Annotated in this window: 7 protein-coding genes and 5 pseudogenes; 8 read left to right on the forward strand and 4 right to left on the reverse strand. The window is 56.8% G+C overall.

The features are described 5' to 3' along the window. Positions 1 to 304: 304 nt before the first annotated feature. Positions 305 to 7,348 carry a hybrid non-ribosomal peptide synthetase/type I polyketide synthase gene (locus QA637_RS29560; protein ID WP_283068024.1) on the forward strand — a complete coding sequence of 2,348 codons (7,044 nt, stop codon included), beginning with the start codon at positions 305 to 307 and terminating at the stop codon, positions 7,346 to 7,348. Positions 7,349 to 7,898: 550 nt separating this feature from the next. Here QA637_RS29560 and QA637_RS29565 read toward each other — a convergent pair. Then, positions 7,899 to 8,111, reverse strand: a pseudogene (locus QA637_RS29565) (IS110 family transposase); the annotation flags it as partial. Between the two features lie 65 nt (positions 8,112 to 8,176). On the opposite strand from QA637_RS29565, the pseudogene QA637_RS29570 reads away from it, so the two are divergent. The 3 pseudogenes from QA637_RS29570 to QA637_RS29580 form a co-directional block, all read left to right on the forward strand. Continuing rightward, positions 8,177 to 8,505, forward strand: a pseudogene (locus QA637_RS29570) (IS5 family transposase); the annotation flags it as partial. Between the two features lie 329 nt (positions 8,506 to 8,834). After that, positions 8,835 to 9,957: pseudogene (istA, locus tag QA637_RS29575) on the forward strand (IS21 family transposase); the annotation flags it as partial. Positions 9,958 to 9,983: 26 nt separating this feature from the next. Continuing rightward, a pseudogene (locus QA637_RS29580) lies at positions 9,984 to 10,367 on the forward strand (ATP-binding protein); the annotation flags it as partial. Positions 10,368 to 10,586: 219 nt separating this feature from the next. Here QA637_RS29580 and QA637_RS29585 read toward each other — a convergent pair. Both QA637_RS29585 and QA637_RS29590 read right to left on the reverse strand, forming a co-directional pair. Then, positions 10,587 to 11,294 carry a response regulator transcription factor gene (locus QA637_RS29585; RefSeq protein ID WP_283067404.1) on the reverse strand — a complete coding sequence of 236 codons (708 nt, stop codon included), beginning with the start codon at positions 11,292 to 11,294 and terminating at the stop codon, positions 10,587 to 10,589. 493 nt (positions 11,295 to 11,787) lie between these two features. Beyond that, the gene (locus QA637_RS29590; protein ID WP_283068071.1) at positions 11,788 to 12,216 is read right to left on the reverse strand and encodes a hypothetical protein; all 429 of its coding nucleotides are present in this window, start codon (positions 12,214 to 12,216) and stop codon (positions 11,788 to 11,790) included. Between the two features lie 126 nt (positions 12,217 to 12,342). On the opposite strand from QA637_RS29590, the pseudogene QA637_RS29595 reads away from it, so the two are divergent. The 4 genes and pseudogenes from QA637_RS29595 to QA637_RS29610 form a co-directional block, all read left to right on the forward strand. After that, a pseudogene (locus tag QA637_RS29595) lies at positions 12,343 to 12,791 on the forward strand (transposase); the annotation flags it as partial. Positions 12,792 to 13,399: 608 nt separating this feature from the next. Continuing rightward, complete coding sequence (locus tag QA637_RS29600) at positions 13,400 to 13,771, forward strand: hypothetical protein (RefSeq protein WP_283067406.1); 372 nt, start codon at positions 13,400 to 13,402, stop codon at positions 13,769 to 13,771. A 262-nt stretch (positions 13,772 to 14,033) separates the two neighbouring features. After that, the gene (locus QA637_RS29605; protein WP_283067407.1) at positions 14,034 to 15,299 is read left to right on the forward strand and encodes an ATP-grasp domain-containing protein; all 1,266 of its coding nucleotides are present in this window, start codon (positions 14,034 to 14,036) and stop codon (positions 15,297 to 15,299) included. A 228-nt stretch (positions 15,300 to 15,527) separates the two neighbouring features. Next, a complete protein-coding gene (locus tag QA637_RS29610) occupies positions 15,528 to 16,421 on the forward strand; it encodes a D-alanine--D-alanine ligase family protein (RefSeq protein WP_283067408.1) in 894 nt (297 codons plus the stop codon). Between the two features lie 126 nt (positions 16,422 to 16,547). Here the strand turns inward: QA637_RS29610 and QA637_RS29615 are convergent, their stop codons facing one another. Beyond that, positions 16,548 to 16,865 carry an IS1096 element passenger TnpR family protein gene (locus QA637_RS29615; protein WP_346283792.1) on the reverse strand — a complete coding sequence of 106 codons (318 nt, stop codon included), beginning with the start codon at positions 16,863 to 16,865 and terminating at the stop codon, positions 16,548 to 16,550. Positions 16,866 to 17,068 lie beyond the last annotated feature (203 nt).

Genomic DNA, 17,068 nt, shown 5'->3' on the forward strand with positions numbered 1-17,068 from the left:
AGCTAGGCTCAGGGTGCGGCATCGGATAAGGAAGCAATTATACACAGGAGCAGATTGCGATCTGGAAAGAGACAAGACCTAATTTTTAGGAATTGGGAAGAATCGTCAATTTCTTTGGGCATTTGTTCACTTCTGTTTTGCATCAATCGAATCAGAGATGCTGTAAATTTCTAATTTCGAACGCGCATTTACGTAGGAAGATTGAATCTTCACGGAGATGTAAAAATAATTCGCAGAACATTCAAACCACGTCTTAGCAACAGCTTGTATCATGCTCCGACAACCAAGTGGCTGGAGCAAAGCAATGGATTATGTTACGCGTCCGTTGTCGTATGGGCAGATGGGCCTTTGGCTGCATCATCAAAAGAGGCCGACCGGCAGCGAATACAACCTGCCGGTCGAGCTGAGCATAAAGGCAACGTTCAACCGTACTGCCTTGCGTCGAGCGCTTCAGCTTTTGATTGATCGCCACAAGATGCTGCGCACAACCTTTCACCAGGAAGGCGGACGCGTCGTTCAGCGCATCCACGAGACAGTCACCTTGAGCTTGGAAGTCGTTCCGCTGCAGAGTGTCAACGAGCCCGATTTCCAGCAATCTATTGCTGCGGAAGCTCGCGCCCCTTTCGATCTGGAACAGGGGCCGGTATTTCGCGCGCACCTGTTCATTCGCAGTGCCGCGGAAGAAATCCTCCTCCTTAATTTCCATCACATCATTTCTGACGCTTATAGCATCCGCACCTTTCTGCATGAGTTCGGCAGGCTCTATCAGGCGTGTTGTGGCAACACGGAGATGCCAAGGCTGGCTGCTGCGGCTTCCTACGATGACTTCGTAGCTTGGCAGGAAGGCCACCTCGCCGGTAACGACGGAGAACGTATGTGGGCCTACTGGCGCGGCCACTTTGTCGATCACGAGCCCGACCTCACCCTTCCCACAGACAGGCCACGAGCTGCGCTCGCGACGCACACTGGATCAGTTTTCTCCTTGGATTTTAAGATGCCGCTGGTCGCGCGATTGGAGCGACTTGCACACAAGGAAAAAGTGACGCTCGCTACCGTCCTGCTCGCTGCCTATTACGTCCTGCTGCATCGCTATAGTGACCAGGACGTCATCACCCTGTACATGCCACGCCTCGGTCGTCCGACAGAAATTTTTTCGGGGACTTTCGGCTACTTTGTGGCCATGGGCGCTCTACGGCAGGGTCTTTCCGGAAATCCCGTCTTCCTCGACCACCTGCAACAAGTGCGTCAGCTGATGCGCTGCGCGCGCAAGCACGAGCATTTTCCTCTTCCCCTGCTGGTGGAGAGACTTAAGCTCCCCAGCGTATCTGGTCGCAATCCACTCGCGCAAGCGGTTTTCAACTTCACTCCGGAGGCGGTAAGCTCTCTTGGCTTCAGGCGATGCGACGTCGATCTCTCTGGCTTGCCTGCACAAATCCGATTTTGCGAGACCGAAATCTGGATTGATCTTGATTTCCGAATCCTCGCCGGAGAAGAAGGTCTCCGCCTTGACGTGGTATACAATGCTGCGTTGTGGGATAGCAGCACCATTGAGCAACTGGCGAAGCACTATTGTGTGCTGCTCGAGGCGATTGCAGATGCACCAACGCGACGGGTAGGCGACTATAGACTTCTGTCGCCGGAGGAAGAGCACCAGATTCTAATGGATTGGAACGAGACGGCTGAACCTTTCCCGTCCGATATTTGCTTTCACAACCTGATCGAAGCGCAGGCTGCCACTTACCCACATAATATCGCTGTGAGCTGCTCATCGGAAGCGCTCACCTATGCCGCGCTTGAGGAAAGGGCAAACAGGATTGCCCATCATCTGATTTCAAAAGGTGTCCGCCTCGGAGACGTCGTCGGCATTCTCGTTGAGCGTTCGTGCGATCTCATTGTCAGCTTTCTAGGGGTTTTGAAAGCGGGGGCCGTCTATCTCCCTCTCGATCCGCACGTCCCAGCCCAGCGCCTGCGCTTCATTGTGCGAGACGCTGGTGCCACTGCCGTCATCACCAAGACGGAGCTTGCAGAACTGCCTTTTGGGAAAGACCAATCAGAACTGAACCCTAAAGGTGCGAATAGATGCGCGTTGGTTCTCCTTGACAAGGACGAGGCGGAGATTTCTCTGCATGACGTAACGCCTCCGCACTGCCCCGCCGGCCCCTCGGATTTGGCTTATGTAATCTACACGTCAGGTTCCACGGGTAAGCCGAAAGGCGTGATGGTTGAACATCGCAGCGCCTGCAATATGGCGGAGGATCTAAGGCGGACCTATCAACTGATGCCAGATAGCCGAGTACTGCAGTTCGCTTCCTGCGGATTTGATGCATCGCTCTTTGATTTCATGTTAGCCCTATCTTCTGGCGGTCAATTGTGTATGGCGCCCCCATCAGCGTCGCTGCCGGGGGCAGAACTTGTCGAGTTCATGCGCCGTGAGCGCATCACCGCTGCCGGCCTTACTCCGACAGCGTGGACCACCTTGCCGTCGACTGACCTTCCTGATCTCACCACAATCAAGTCAGGTGGAGAGCCCTTGCCGTCGAGCCTCATCGAGCGATGGGGTGAGAACCGCCGTATTTTCAATTCCTATGGGCCCACAGAAACGACCGTTTATTGCATACGAACAGAGGTGAAGGGTAATGGACAGAAACCGCCAATCGGGCGGCCCGCGATCAACACCCAGGCCTACATTCTCGATCGGTACGGCAGTCCGGTACCGGTTGGCGCTGCCGGTGAACTTTACATCGGTGGAGTCGGCGTTGCTCGCGGCTACCTCAACCACGACGAACTCACACGCGAACTTTTCCGACCAAACCCGTTCGATGATAAACCTCAATCCAGGCTATACAGGACGGGGGATCGGGCCCGGTATCGGAGAGACGGCTCGATTGAGTTCTTGGGGCGGAAGGACGAACAGGTCAAGATCCGCGGCATGCGTGTTGAACTTGCTGAAATTGAACAGTGCCTGATGGAGCACGAAAACGTCGAGGCGTGCTGCGTTACGCTGAGAGACCATCCCAATGAAAATACAAACCTTACAGCCTATGTGGTGAGCCGAAGCGAGGCGTCGGAAAATGCCGACGATCTTCAGGCCTTTCTGCGCGCCCTGATGCCAAGCCACATGATCCCATCGCAATTCGTATTCCTCCCGCAGATACCGACCAACCGCAGCGGCAAGATCGATAGGCGCGCTCTTCCTGAGCCGAGAGGCACCTCCAGATCAAAAACGCCGATCTTAGCCTCGAGCAGACTGCAGACGGAACTGGCTGACATCTGGAAGGATGTACTGATGCTGGACTCTGTTGTTGGGGCAGAAGACAATTTCTTTGATCTTGGCGGAGATTCCATAGCGATCGTCCAAGTTCAGGCGCGCATCCACGAACGCTTAGGCGTTGACTATAAAATCCTGGATTTGTTTCAGCACCCCACCATAAGAACGCTCGCTGCGCATTTGGGCACTATTTCAGCTGGTCATCGCCCTGCTCAAGATTCGGAGATACCGATTGCCTTGACCGCAAGCACGAACGAGCCCGACAACGAGCGGGATGCTGTTGCGATCATCGGTATGGCGGGCAGATTCCCGGGCGCGGAGGATGTCGATCATTTCTGGACTAATCTGGTCGATGGTACAGAATCTATCTCGGATCTGGATGAACAGACATTGCGAAATGCCGGCGTCGATCCCGACACTTTTAACAAGCAAAACTACGTGAGGCGCGAAGGCATTATCAGCGGAGTTGACCTGTTCGATGCAGCCTTCTTCGGCATCTCGCCTAAGGAAGCAACGTGGATGGATCCGCAACAGAGAATTCTGTTGGAAACAGCGTACCAAGCCCTCGACCACGCCGGATATGGATCGCGTGGCAGGGAGTGTCGCGTTGGCGTTTTTGCGGGCGTGGGCGCCAATCACTATCTGGCTGATCGCGAGGAAGGCCAAAACTTGCTGGATTCAGAAAAACTGCAGGTTCACATTCTCAATGGCTGCGATTTCACAGCGACACGAATCGCTTATAAGCTCAACTTGACCGGGCCTTGCTTGTCAGTTCAGACGGCCTGCTCCACTTCGCTGGTTGCTGTCCACCTGGCTTGTCAGAGCCTGCGCTGCAACGATTGCGACATGGCATTGGCAGGCGGCGCATCAATTTCCCTTCCCCATGGAAAAGGCTACCTCCATCAGCAAGGCCACATCTTGTCTCCTGACGGGCACTGCCGAGCGTTCGATTCTAAAGCACAAGGAACGGTGAGAGGCAGTGGAGCTGCGGTCGTCGTTCTCAAACGGCTGAGCGATGCCCGTAGAGACGGCGACTATATCTGGGCAGTCATAAAGGGGACGGCCGTCAACAATGATGGCGCCGCCAAAGTAGGCTTTACCGCCCCCAGCGCCGACGGACAGGCTGCGGTGATTCAAGCTGCTCTCATCGATGCTGACGTCTCTGCGGACACGATCGGTTATGTGGAGGCGCATGGTACGGGAACCTACCTTGGAGACCCCATCGAAATCTCCGGCCTGACCAAGGCTTTCCGTTCCCACACCTGGAGGAAACAATTTTGCGCAACGGGTTCGGTGAAGACAAATATAGGTCATCTTGACACCGCCGCGGGTGTAACGGGTTTGATCAAGCTCGCCATGATGCTGGACAAGGGCATCATTCCTGCCAGCCTGCATCTTCATGAGCCCAATCCGAATATCAACTTTCAGGAGAGCCCGCTGTTCGTGAACAAGACGTGCACAGCTTGGCCAAGGGGTGAAAAGCCACGGCGTGGCGGAGTCAGCTCATTTGGCATTGGGGGCACGAACGCGCATGCTATACTTGAGGAGGCCCCACCGCGGACTGGGGAGCAAAGCGGTCGGAGGCTGCACGTATTTCCGGTATCGGGGGCGAGTAGATCGTCTCTGAACGAAATGCTTCGGCAACTCGCCGACTTGATGCGGCGAAGCAACATGCAGCGCAACGCAGCAAATATCGCATACACTCTGCAAAAGGGGCGAGGCGCCCTCAGATATCGCGTAAGTTTCGTGGGATCCGATCTGGCGGAGCTGGCCGACCAACTCGATCAGGCGAGATTGCAGGAGAGCTCGTCGCGAGAGGTGCCAGGCAGTGAGCACCCCACCGTGTTCATGTTCTCCGGGCAGGGCGGGCAGCAGGTTGGAATGGGTCGGGAGATCTATGAACAAGAGCCGGTATTCCGCAGCGCAATCGATGAATGCGCAAGGTGGATTGAGGAACTCGCGCATATTGATTTTCGCGCGCTGCTTTACGGGGAATCAAAATCCGAAGCCGAGCTGGAAGCAGTAATACAGACCGTCATTTTTGCTACACAATATGCAATGGCGAAGCTTTTCATGTCGTGGGGCATTTTCCCTGCGGCTGTGATTGGCCATAGCATCGGAGAATATGCGGCCGCTCACATAGCGGGCATTATTTCACTACCAGATGCCATCCGGCTGACATTGATAAGGGGACGGCTAAGCTCCCGTGTGCCCGCCGGCGCCATTGTCGCAGTCGGCCTGTCCCCCGACGAACTCCAGCCTCATTGGAGTGAAAGTCTATCCCTCGCGGCCATAAACGGGCCGCGTCAGTGCGTTGTTTCGGGGGCCGCGCCCGAGATCGCAGCGTTTCAGGAGCGGCTAAAGGCGAAGTCTATCGCGAGCAAACGAATACGCGCAAGTCATGCCGTGCATTCAGCCTTGCTGGATCCAATCCTGCCGGAGCTTAGGGTTCATGCGGAACAGATCGAATTTCATGCGCCGCAAGTACCTTTCATGTCAACGGTGACAGGTGACTGGCTTAAAGCGGACGTGCCGGTTGCTGACTACTGGGTCCGCAATCTGCGCGAGACAGTTCAGTTTCGTTTGGCCTTCGACCGGCTGGTGCAGTCGGGTCACGAATTATTTATAGAGATGGGACCGGGCGCAGCGTTGACCAGATATTCAAGGCAGTTTAAATCACGCGGCGACCTGCGTAGCCCCGTCGCATTTTCAGCCTTGCCGGGGGGCGATCATGGTCAAGGAGATCACGCGAGACTGTTACAGACGCTGGGCGACCTTTGGACCAGCGGCGTTGACATTGATTGGTATGCACTGAACCACCACCACCCCCCGCAGCGTATCCCACTACCCCCTTATCCCTTTGATCGCAAACGATACTGGCATACGGCGGCCGCCAATGAGCACAGCGAAAATATGGAGTCGGGTCGGTCAAATACCGAGGACATCTCTGTCAAACCGGCTGGGTCCGAAGAAGCACTGAGTTCAATTGGGGCTGACATACCTGCCGACGCGGCTTTGTACCACCAAATCGCGGCGGTCTACCGGGACGTATTGGGATTAGATAACGTTACCCCGACGGACAGTTTCTTTGATCTTGGTGGCGATTCTTTAAGTGCGTTGAGCGTCATCAATTGCATCGAGCAGCTTACGGATGAGAAAGTGGCTGTTTCTCTTCTGCTGGAACACCAGACGCCAAGAGCGCTCGCGATAGCCCTGTCGAAGTCCGCGAGAAGCGCGGCTTCTAGCGCATTGGTGCCGATACAAACCAGCGGCTTGCGTACACCATTGTTTTGTCCGCATCCATTTGGCGGACATGTACTCGCCTACACGCCTCTTGCCAAAGCACTGGGCGCGGAGCAGCCACTGTACGGCCTACAGGCACGCGGTCTGCACGGAGAGGCGAGTCCTCATCTGAGCATTCCGGAGATGGCGCGGGAATATATTGATGCCATTAAGTGCGTACAAGAACGCGGACCTTATCAGCTTGTCGGCTTCTCCATGGGCGGCAGCATTGCTTGGGAAATGGCCTGTCAATTACGCGATGCTGGTGAGGAGATAGCAATACTTGGATTGCTAGACACCAAAGCGCTTCACACGCAGGAAGAGCACACAACCCGTCATTCCTTGTTAGGCAACAGGCGCATTCCTGATTGGCTGAGCGAGCGAGTTGTAATCTTGAGCATGCTCTTCCCCGCGCTGACGAAACATTGGAAAAAGTTGAAGTTAGTCGACCGTGAGCGTCAGGTCACTGCCTTGCTTGATTTTGGAGCGCAGGCAGGCAACATTACGGAGGTGGGCGAAACGCAACTCAACCATATCCTGGCAGTTGCTGAGGCAAATCGAATTGCTCTACATGAATATACGCCTCGACTCAACAACAGCAGGTCCGTTCTTTTTACGGCCGAGAAGGGGCTCCGCATATCCACCAATCAGCATAATGGCGATCTCGGATGGAAGCAATTCGCCAGGGGATGCTTGGATATTCACAGGGTGCCGGGTGACCACTACACGATGGTAGCTCCGCCGCATGTAAGCGTCCTGGCGAGCAAGCTTGATAAGTATCTCATTCGAGATGCCTGAGGGGGCGGTGCCGGCAACACATTGGTGAAACTTACTCGGTCAAAGCTTCATGGGCGAAGACGCCAGTTCAACCTGTCTCATGGCTGGGGCGGCCAGGCAATGATCAGCCTGGTGGCTATGCGGCGTGGGTATCCTGTGTGATCGCTCAGACCACGGACCGAAGCTGATCTCGAACGGGGTGCTGCTCCAGACAGCTGCCCAAATGAGGCCGTGGCGGAAAAAGTATGGTTGCCTTTTCCAATCCAAGCGTGAACAGCGATGTGGTGATGGAGACTATCAGAAGTTCGGCATACAGTTCGATTCGATTGTGTTCTTTGTTGGTCAAGGCCGGCGGCTCGCTTATGGGCGTTGTCGACACTTTCGGGTGCCTGCGTCCTCTGCGTGCTGAGGTGGCACTTGATCGGGTAAGCTCGGTTTGGATCGGCTGTGTTGAAAGCGTAGTAGGCCGCTCTGGCTGGCCGCATGCTACAGAATCTGCGCCATCCAGCCCTCCTTGGGGCGTCTCTCCGCTCGGGAGCTCGTTTCGGTCTCCTATCTGGGCGACTGGCAGCTACGCGGCTTTGAAGTCGATGTCGTGCTGCAGCATTGCATGCATGATGATGGCCAGCCGTCGGGCGAGAGCAATCCGCGCCTTTCGCATCAACGGGCGTTTGCGGTCTCAAAGAGCTTAGAACAGGGTCCGCATCCGCCGGTCACTACACTTGGAGATGCCGCCCATGTAGTCGACCTCGCCTGACTGGAAGCGGCGTAGCACTAGGGTTAAAACGCAATCAGCCTATTGATAGTGTTTGATTTCCATGATTCTATTCCGAAATAACGGAGTTGAGCATGGGAAGCGAATTCTGGCTGAGCGATCAGCAATGGTCCGTTATCGAACCGCTTCTGCCGAAGAACCGGCCCGGTGCGCGCCGGGTCGATGACCGCCGGGTCATCAGCGGCATTGTGCATGTGTTGCGGGTCGGCTGCCGTTGGCAGGATTGCCCGGCCGTCTATGGCCCACCAACCACGATTTACAACCGCTTTCATCGTTGGGCCGGCCGCGCCTGTGGCAGAAACTGTTTTCGGCCCTGGTCGCGGCCAGTCCATGCGACATGCAGATGATCGACAGTACCACCGCGAAGGTCCATCGCTCGGCCGCTGGTGGAAAAGGGGGCGCAGACGCAGCGTGAAGCCGCAGTAACGGGCAAAGGCATGGCAATCACGCGACAATGCAGGACTCACCGGATCTCAATCGTCATTCATTCGTCCTCTCATGAGAGAGGGGTCAGTTCCTGATTTCGATCGGGGCAAGTTCTCATTTCACCCAGCTGCAGCGCGACAACCAAGATGAGACGAAGCGTCAATCAAGATGAGACTCGGCAGCAGCGGTGGAACGCAGAGAGGGCGTAGCCCGAACGGAGTTCTACCGCTGCTGCCGCGCCGATTCATCTGGTGATTGCGGTTCGACCGGTACGTTGGGTTCTTCGAAGAACGGGGAACCACCTTTGTGCCAGGTTGTCACATAACCGATCATGAGATGAGGCTTTTCATGAACTTACGACAAGAGCACAGGGTTGAGGTCGCTGCGGCGAAGGCGTCGCTCAGCAGAGCAACCGCCTATCGCATCGAGAAGAACGCGCAACTGCCATCACAAGTGAAGACGCCGCGCGGCCGCCGGCGTCCCGACCCGCTCGCCGACATTTTCGATGCCGAGGTCGTTCCGCTGCTGAAGGCGGCACCTGGCATCCGCCCGGTCGCCGTCTTCGAGGAGATGTTGCGCCGCCATCCTGACCTCAGCGAAGGCGTTCGCCGGACAATGGAACGGCGGATCCGTGCCTGGCGGGCCATCAATGGCGACGAGCAGGAAGTCATCTTTCGCCAGGTTCATGAGCCCGGCCGACTGGGGCTTTCCGACTTCACCAACATGAACGAACTGGGGATCACGATCGCAGGCCAGCCGCTCGATCACCTGCTTTATCACTTCCGACTCGCCTATTCCGGCTTCGAACACGCCCATGTCGTCCTCGGTGGTGAAAGCTTCGTGGCGCTGGCCGAAGGGCTGCAGAACGCTCTCTGGTTTCTTGGCGGCGCGCCGCTTTACCATCGCAGCGACAGCCTGTCGGCAGCCTTCCGCAATCTCGATTGCGATGCCAAGGAGGACCTGACGCGGCGCTACGCAGAGCTTTGCGCGCACTACCGGATGACGCCGACCCGCAACAACAAGGGCATTGCCCACGAGAACGGTGCGATTGAGAGCCCGCATGGCCACCTCAAGAATGCGATCCGCGATGCCCTGTTGCTACTCGGCACCCGTGACTTCGACGATCTCGATGCCTATCGCGGCTTCATCGATGAGATCGTCAGCCGGCGTAATGCCCGCTATGGCAAGCGCATCGACGCCGAGCGGGCGGCGCTGCAGCCGGGAACGCGCCAGCGATTTTGAGGAGGTTGTCGTGCGGGTCTCGCGCAGCGGCGGCGTCACCTTGCGCAAGGTCTTTTACACCGTGCCGTCACGGCTCATCGGGCACCGGCTGCGCGTGCGCCTATACGACGAGCGTCTTGACCTCTTTATCGGCGGCACGCATCTGATGACGCTCCAAAGAGGGCGTGCGCATGCCAGCGGCAAACACGACCAGGTGGTGACCAAGGACCCGCGGAAACGAGCGTGCTCTTCGAGCTCATCTCCGCGCGCGACGAGCGCCGATCGATCATGATCACCGCCAACCAGCCCTTCGGCGAATGGAACAGGGTCTTCCCCGATCCCGCCATGACACTCGCCGCCGTCGATCGTCTCGTCCACCACGCGACCATCTTTGAGATTAATGTCGAAAGCTACCGGCGTCGGTCCGCGATGGAAGCAAAACGTCAACGCGGCAGGCCGGCTTCCTTCGCGACAATCAGAAACGCCGCCGAAATTGACGCTGCGCGACAATTAGAACCCAACGAAGCCCTTGCTAGCGACAATCACGATGATACCGTCGCCGACAACCGCGACACCAGAATCTCAGCCAGATTGTCGCTCTACATCCAGCACCATTAGAGAACACAAACAGTCCCTATGCAGACGAAAGGGCGGGATATTACACCGGAGACGACCAACATCGAGTCTAAATGAAAACCAGAGCTCGCACCAACCGCTTCCCACTCCAGCCGACGTAACACAGCGTTTTTCTAGGACGCGGGCTGGATATCAAAGCTTACCGAGTGTGCCCATTGCAGTAAGCGATAGTTTCACAGGGTTTCTGTGGCGACAGACGCGTCAGGTTTCCTCCTGTTCTAAGGCATAGCCGGCGGAACGTACGGTTTGAATGCAATTGTGGGCCGCCACGCTACTAAGGGCCTTTCTGATTCGGCTTATATGGACATCGACGGTCCGCGCGTCGACATGGATGTTGTCTGGCCAGGCCGCCTCGATCAACTCGCCGCGGCTGCACACCTTGCCGCGGTTCTCGATCAAATAACGCAGCAGGTTGAACTCGATCGAGCTCAGATGGACTCGTTGGCCATTGCAGCAGCGTATCTGATGGCTGGCGAGCCGCATTTCCAGGTCACCCCAGATCAGCAGCCGGCCGTTCTCGCCCCCGTCGAGGCCCAGCCGCGCAATCGCCAGCTGCGCGCGCAAGTAGGCGAGCAGCTTGGCTGGAGCGATGGGTCGCACAAAGCTTTCGTCAATGCCGGCCTTTAGCAGATCGAGATGCTGGTGCTCGGCGCCTGGTGCGATCAACGCGACTACGGGCAGAGCGCTAGTCCGCAACTCGCTTTTGATGCGTGCACAGATAGTCGGCCCTACAGCGTTGGTCGGTTGGCAATCAAGTACAACGGCTTGCGGCTCCCGCTCAGTGACCTGCCGGATCGCTTCCTCCACGCTGGCAGCCAGATCGCTTGCGAAGCCGTCCACCTCCAGGACGTGGCTGAAGTTGAGGTAGAATTCGGGATCCTCTGAACAAATCAGGACCAGTGGCTTCATCAGCCTAGTCCTCGCCCTCGGGATTGAAAGCGGTTGCGCAGGTATCTGCGCTGCAACTTTCGGCTGGGTTTCCCTGATAAAAGTATCATCATCTCCCAGCTATTGGTTTTTCCAGCCAACGGCATACTGTTGGATTCGGGAACGCCGTGCCGACTCAGATGCGCCCGAAACAAGGATTGTAATGATAGTTCCGAGAAGTTGCTGAGCGTGTCGGACTAGATTCAGTAGTACTGCTAGGCATGCTGGAGATGCTTGCTGTATCCGCATCACAGAAGGGGCCCGCATTTGTTTACCGTCGAGATCCAGCCGTTCCCCGGATGCCCCAGATACGGAGACACTCCGGGATGGTGCCGAGGTTGCGACCAACGATCTGGAGCGCGTCGGCGCTCTTGGGCGGCAAACCCCCCTTTGCCGACGCGCACGAGGACAGGCAAAACGTCGGCGGATTCCATAACGAAACGAGCCGCGAGCATGCACAGGTCGAAATGCTCCTTCAACTGGCGTTCGATCTGGGAGGCAATATGTGTGACACGATCCAACCGCAGAGCCGCAGTTTCAAAGGATTCTCGATCTGCAGCACGCTCTTGCCGCGCCCAATATCTTGAGCGGCGCCGATCATTGTCAGGTACCAGCCGCTCTGATGTTCGCCTAGAAGTAGGCCGGCACTCCCGTTTTCGTGGCGAGCTGCCGAACAAAGGCACATCAGACTGCGGCTCAGTCGCTCGACTAAGCCCGCAGCACGGCCGATGCGGTAGATGCCATGCAGACATTCAACGTCCATGCCTATTCCGCGGCGCTGCCGGCGGCCGGCAAAGTCGATGCCCTTTTCGTGCGCGCGACTTAGCTGAGGCAGACTTGACATAATCCTTTCCTTCGCTTCATCGGTCGTGATCTCACCAATATGAGCAATGACTACACTCAATTTTCGTGCCAACTTGCCGAAATGAACCTCAGACGATTTTCTGCATGTCGGGCCAGTCGCTTAACGACATGCACGAGTAGCCACCCTCAACCACCACCGCGTCGCGGACGCGACAAACCCGACAGTAGGCTTTACGAGAGCTTCGAAGTTCTGCACCGAAAGGTGCTCTCCATCGTTCCTGAGGATGTGACCTGCCGACGCTTGATGGCCATTCCGGGGCGTTAGGCCCGTTGTCGCTTTGGGCTTTGTCAGCACGATCGACATACGAGGGCGCTTTGAAAACTTCAAAGCCGTTGGCCCTGCGTTAGGGCCGACCCCGGTGATGAACCAATGTGGTGAGAGCAATCGCGTCGGCCGGATTTCCCTATGTGGTGACACAATGATGGGAGCGCTGCTCTATGAAGCCGCTCAAGTCATGCTGATCGTGTTCAAAAATGGTCCTGGCTTAAGGCGTGGCCGATGAATATCGCCAACGTCGCGCCCATCAAAAGGGCAATTGTGACTTTGGCACGCCGACTGGCTGTGATCACGCATCGCATGTGGGTAATGGCACAGAATTCCAGTGGTCAAAGAACCAAGGACTGGCCCTAAGGCCTGAGTACTTTAGACGACTAGACTCCACCCGCCGGTGGAAAGAGGTGCTTCACGGGACGATGAAGTAAGTCCGGTATGGAACTTGTACCGATCGGAATTTACCAGGACGCGTCTGAGATTGTTCAACTTCATTCTACTGACCCCATAATGGGAGGGGCAAAACCCCGATCCTGGAGAGAAGCGAGTCTCCGTGACCGACCTCAAAATCGGTGAAAGTGGAAGGCTCGACAGCGCTTGACCTCAAGACGCCGAACAGAGAAGTTCCAGAATCAGGCGCAGGCATAGAAGCTCAATTCGGCTCACAATCTGCACGACTGATATCCGACCGCTAATACCCTACGCCAGACGGGGGTCTCCTCGCCACACTCTATCAGGTGTCGCCGAGGTTAATGTCAAGCCCAAGACCATGACAGTCCGGAAGAGTAATTACCCGGACACGATCGACATGTCATCGCCGCTTTACCCAGCCATGGTCAGACCGGCGGCACTTCGGCGTGCAGTCGGGTCGATTAGTTGGTCGATTACGCTATTTCCGGCATCGGAAGAAGAGGGGCGATCTGCCCAAAATCCCCGCACCAGGCGCCTGGTAATGGATAATATCAATGTCGCCGAACATTGGCGCACTCGCGAGCAGCTTAGTGGTGGGCTCGTCAGCCTGAGTAAGATCAAGCGGTATGCCCGCAAAAAAGCGCGCGGCTATATTCTGCGGCGCATCACCGGCTACCGTCGTCGTAAACGAGCACCCCCTATCCACGTTTCCAGAACTGTCACCGTGGAACTGTTCCCCCGCCGAAATGCGGACCTGGAGGGCGGCATTCGTCAATTCCTCGTGGTTTCGCAATGTTATCCGAGCAGATTATGGCACATGTGTCGAAATCGTACTCTCAGCGACCTCGGCGGGATGGTTGCAGCCGTCGCAGGGACTTCGTTGATTATGTTGTACGCTTGGTGCTCACATTAGGTGACAATCCAACGCTCCTTTTCAAAACAAATGCCCGTTCTCGAAATTAATCAAACGCCCGCCCGTGACCGTTGGCGCAGAATTCTATTGAAAGCCAAAAGTTGCAACGGATCCTTCAACTAAATTCATAGGATCTTCATCAACGCCGATCGCTGACAGTGGTACCTTCACAGCGAAGTCCTGCGGTGGGGCACAGCTGAAAAAAGCCGCTGCTCATCTACCTTCGGATCGCCGCACAGCACACCAAGAAGGGTTAACACCGATGAAAAGAAGAGCGCTCATCATGATTGACGGGACTTCGAGCAATGGTCCGCTGTACATCCAAGCGGCCCAGCGTCTTGGTCTTCATCCAATTATTCTGTCGGCTGATCCAGCTCGGAACGACTATCTTGCGACCGAAGGAATTGAGGCAATCCGTGTCGATACAGATAATCTGGATACGCTGATCTACGAATGTTCCCGGCTACGTGCAACCTATGACATTGCTGGCATTACGAGCGCTGCGGAGGAGGTCTATGCAACGGTTGGCAAGCTCTGCCGGCATTTCGATCTACCCGGACCGAACCCCACATCGATTGAACGATGCTGCGACAAATTCGTTCAACGTCAGCTCCTTGCGGAGGCCGGCGTACCAATGCCTGCTTACCGCTTAGCAACGAATGCGATGGACGTCGAAAGCTCTGCCGCGGAGATCGGGCTGCCGGTGGTTCTTAAGCCAGCCGTCGGCTACGGTAGCATCGGTGTCCGATTGTGCAGCAGTGTCGATGAGTTGACCGAACACACGACCTATCTGTTGGGTGGGAAGCACAAATGGCTGGCTTCTCCGAGGATACTGGTCGAAGAATTCGCACAAGGCCCATACTATGGTGCTAGCTTTATGGGAAATGAGGTCATTGGGGTTGCCGCCGTAGACTTCGGGCATCCACCCTATTTCGTCGGTCGTGAGTGCATCCATCCGGCCCCGCTGACTGATGACGAATATAAACGTATCGCCGATGTTTCGCTGAGCTGTTTGCGAGCTCTCGGTCTTGGCTGGGGGCCAACGAATATTCAATTCCGATGGACGAGGCGTGGCCCAGTCGTCATTGAGGTAAATCCGCGTATTGCTGGCGGCTCTCAATTAGTTCAGCTGGCTTACGGTGTTGATCTCGTCACCGAGCACATCAAGCTTGTCATCGGCGACAAATGCGATTTGCGCAGGAGGCATTCAGAGACTGCTGCCGCGCGGTACCTTCTTCCTGATCGCGACGGCATCCTCGATTGGATCGATGGGGACAGCCGGGCGGCTGCGGTATCAGGTGTCGCCGAGGTCAAATTGTATGTCGAACCCAGGATGCCGATCGTCAGGAAAGGCGATCACCGAGACACGATCGGACAGGTTATCGCCGTTTCACCAAGCCGTGCTCAGACCACGGCGATACTTCAGCGTGCCGTCGATTTAATCTGTTGGTCGATCACACCATTTCCGGCCCTTGGCGAACTGGAACAATCTGCGTCCCCTCACGTCCCTGGCCGACGGAGAACGTAGTTACGGAACAGATTATTACGACGGTGGCCGGCCGGACAGGCAGGGCGGGGGGTCCAGACTGCTGTTCCCCTCGGTCAACCAAATCCGAGCGTATAAACGTGATCGGAGCAAACATCCAAGGAGTAGCTCATGCGGGTAGCCGTCGTGTGGAACCATGACAATACGGGTGTGATCAATCGGTTCGGTCACCCTAATCCCGAAGTCGACGACCGCGAGGAGGTCGAAAGCGTGGTGGCGGCATTGCAAGAGGGCGGCCACCAGACGCTGCTGTGCGAAGGCGATAAAGGACTGCTCGCTGCGCTCGAACGGTTCATGCCCCCCGATTCGCAAGCCCGCCCCTCGGGAATCGTCTTCGTCAAGGCGACCGGAATTCAGGGGGAATGCCCTTCCAGCCATGTTCCGGCCATGCTCGAGATGGCCGGCGTGCCGTACACCGGATCCAGCCCACTCGGGTGTGGGCTGGCGCTCGACAAGGTCATCACGAAGAGGCTTATCCGTGATGCCGGCGTGCCAACGCCGAACTTTCGCCTGATGCGTCGCGGCACGGAGAGCACCGGCGACCTACGATTCCCAGTAGTAGTGAAGCCGAGTCGCGAATACAACAGCCGCGGATTGCTGTTCGTATATGAGCCCGCTCAATTGAGGCAAGCCGTGGAAGTGACCGTCACTCAGTCTGCGCAGGATGCTCTCGTGGAAGAATACATCGAGGGGCGAGAGATCACCGTCGCGCTGCTCGGAAACGGAGAGCTTGAGGTATTGCCTCTTGTGGAGAAAGACTTCGGCGATCGCGAAACGCATACTGCCAGGTGGAAAGACAAGAGACGGATGGCGGCGGCGCAGAGGATTTGCCCGGCGCGACTCGGAAGCAATCTTACGACAATGCTGCAGGAGATATCGGTTGCGACCTTCCATGCCTGCCAGTGTCGGGATTTCGCTCGCGTCGACCTGCGGATCGATCGCTCCGGCCAGCCCTTTGTCTTGGAGATCAACCACGATCCGTCACTTGCTATGGGCGCCTCCTATGTCCTGGCCGCGAAGACGGCCGGGCACAGCTTCTCAAGCTTGGTCAATCGCATCCTCGACGTCGCCCATACGCGGTATTTCGGAATCGGCACAGGCTGAACAGCTCTCGAATCGTGACCGGTTTCACCCAGGCTATTGATCACGCAACGGCTGGATGGGGGTCTAAGGCCGGGCGCCAGCGGATCAGTGTTGGTTTCGACCGAGACTAATGGGTCGGCCGTGAACTTAAGCGGCGTGCGGGTTCGCTCCCCCGAACAGACAGACGAGCACCAGCCGCAAAAGCTGCCTCAACCAGTTAAGTAACCCTCCGGCGTGAGCCGCAGCGGACGCGCTATGCTTTGGCGCGGATTTTTCTGGTCCATTTTTCGCGAGTGCGCGGAGTGCCTGTTCGATCGCCGGCTTGTCGATGTGGTTGGGATCGAACTGGTCACTGCCCCACCATTTGACGAGGTCGTCGTGGCGCTCGTGCTGGGGGTCGGCAAGCACTTCGAGGAATTGCTGATATCCCCATGGCCCGCCAATGTCTTCGGGCGGGCAGCGCACCCATGCAGAGGTACTTCATCTCAAGGTAGTCCTCGAGCCCGTGGCGCGACCCTCGCTGCGGTGCCAGATTGCGTCACAACCCCCCAAAAGGTGCATCTTCGGAGGGCACGTCCCCTGGGCAACCGCTAGATCGGTGGCGCAGTCTCCAGCTTGCGGGCTCTCACGAGGTCGCTGGCCACCGAGCCGGGCCGGTGCTTAGTCCA

This window comes from Sinorhizobium terangae, from assembly GCF_029714365.1.
Classification (GTDB): Bacteria; Pseudomonadota; Alphaproteobacteria; order Rhizobiales; family Rhizobiaceae; genus Sinorhizobium; species Sinorhizobium terangae.

Bases quoted from the DNA above. Each gene is read 5' to 3' on its own strand.
- QA637_RS29560 (WP_283068024.1), top strand. From the start codon at position 305: ATGGATTATGTTACGCGTCCGTTGTCGTATGGGCAGATGGGCCTTTGG.
- QA637_RS29585 (WP_283067404.1), bottom strand. From the start codon at position 11,294: ATGAAGCCACTGGTCCTGATTTGTTCAGAGGATCCCGAATTCTACCTC.
- QA637_RS29600 (WP_283067406.1), top strand. From the start codon at position 13,400: ATGGATAATATCAATGTCGCCGAACATTGGCGCACTCGCGAGCAGCTT.
- QA637_RS29605 (WP_283067407.1), top strand. From the start codon at position 14,034: ATGAAAAGAAGAGCGCTCATCATGATTGACGGGACTTCGAGCAATGGT.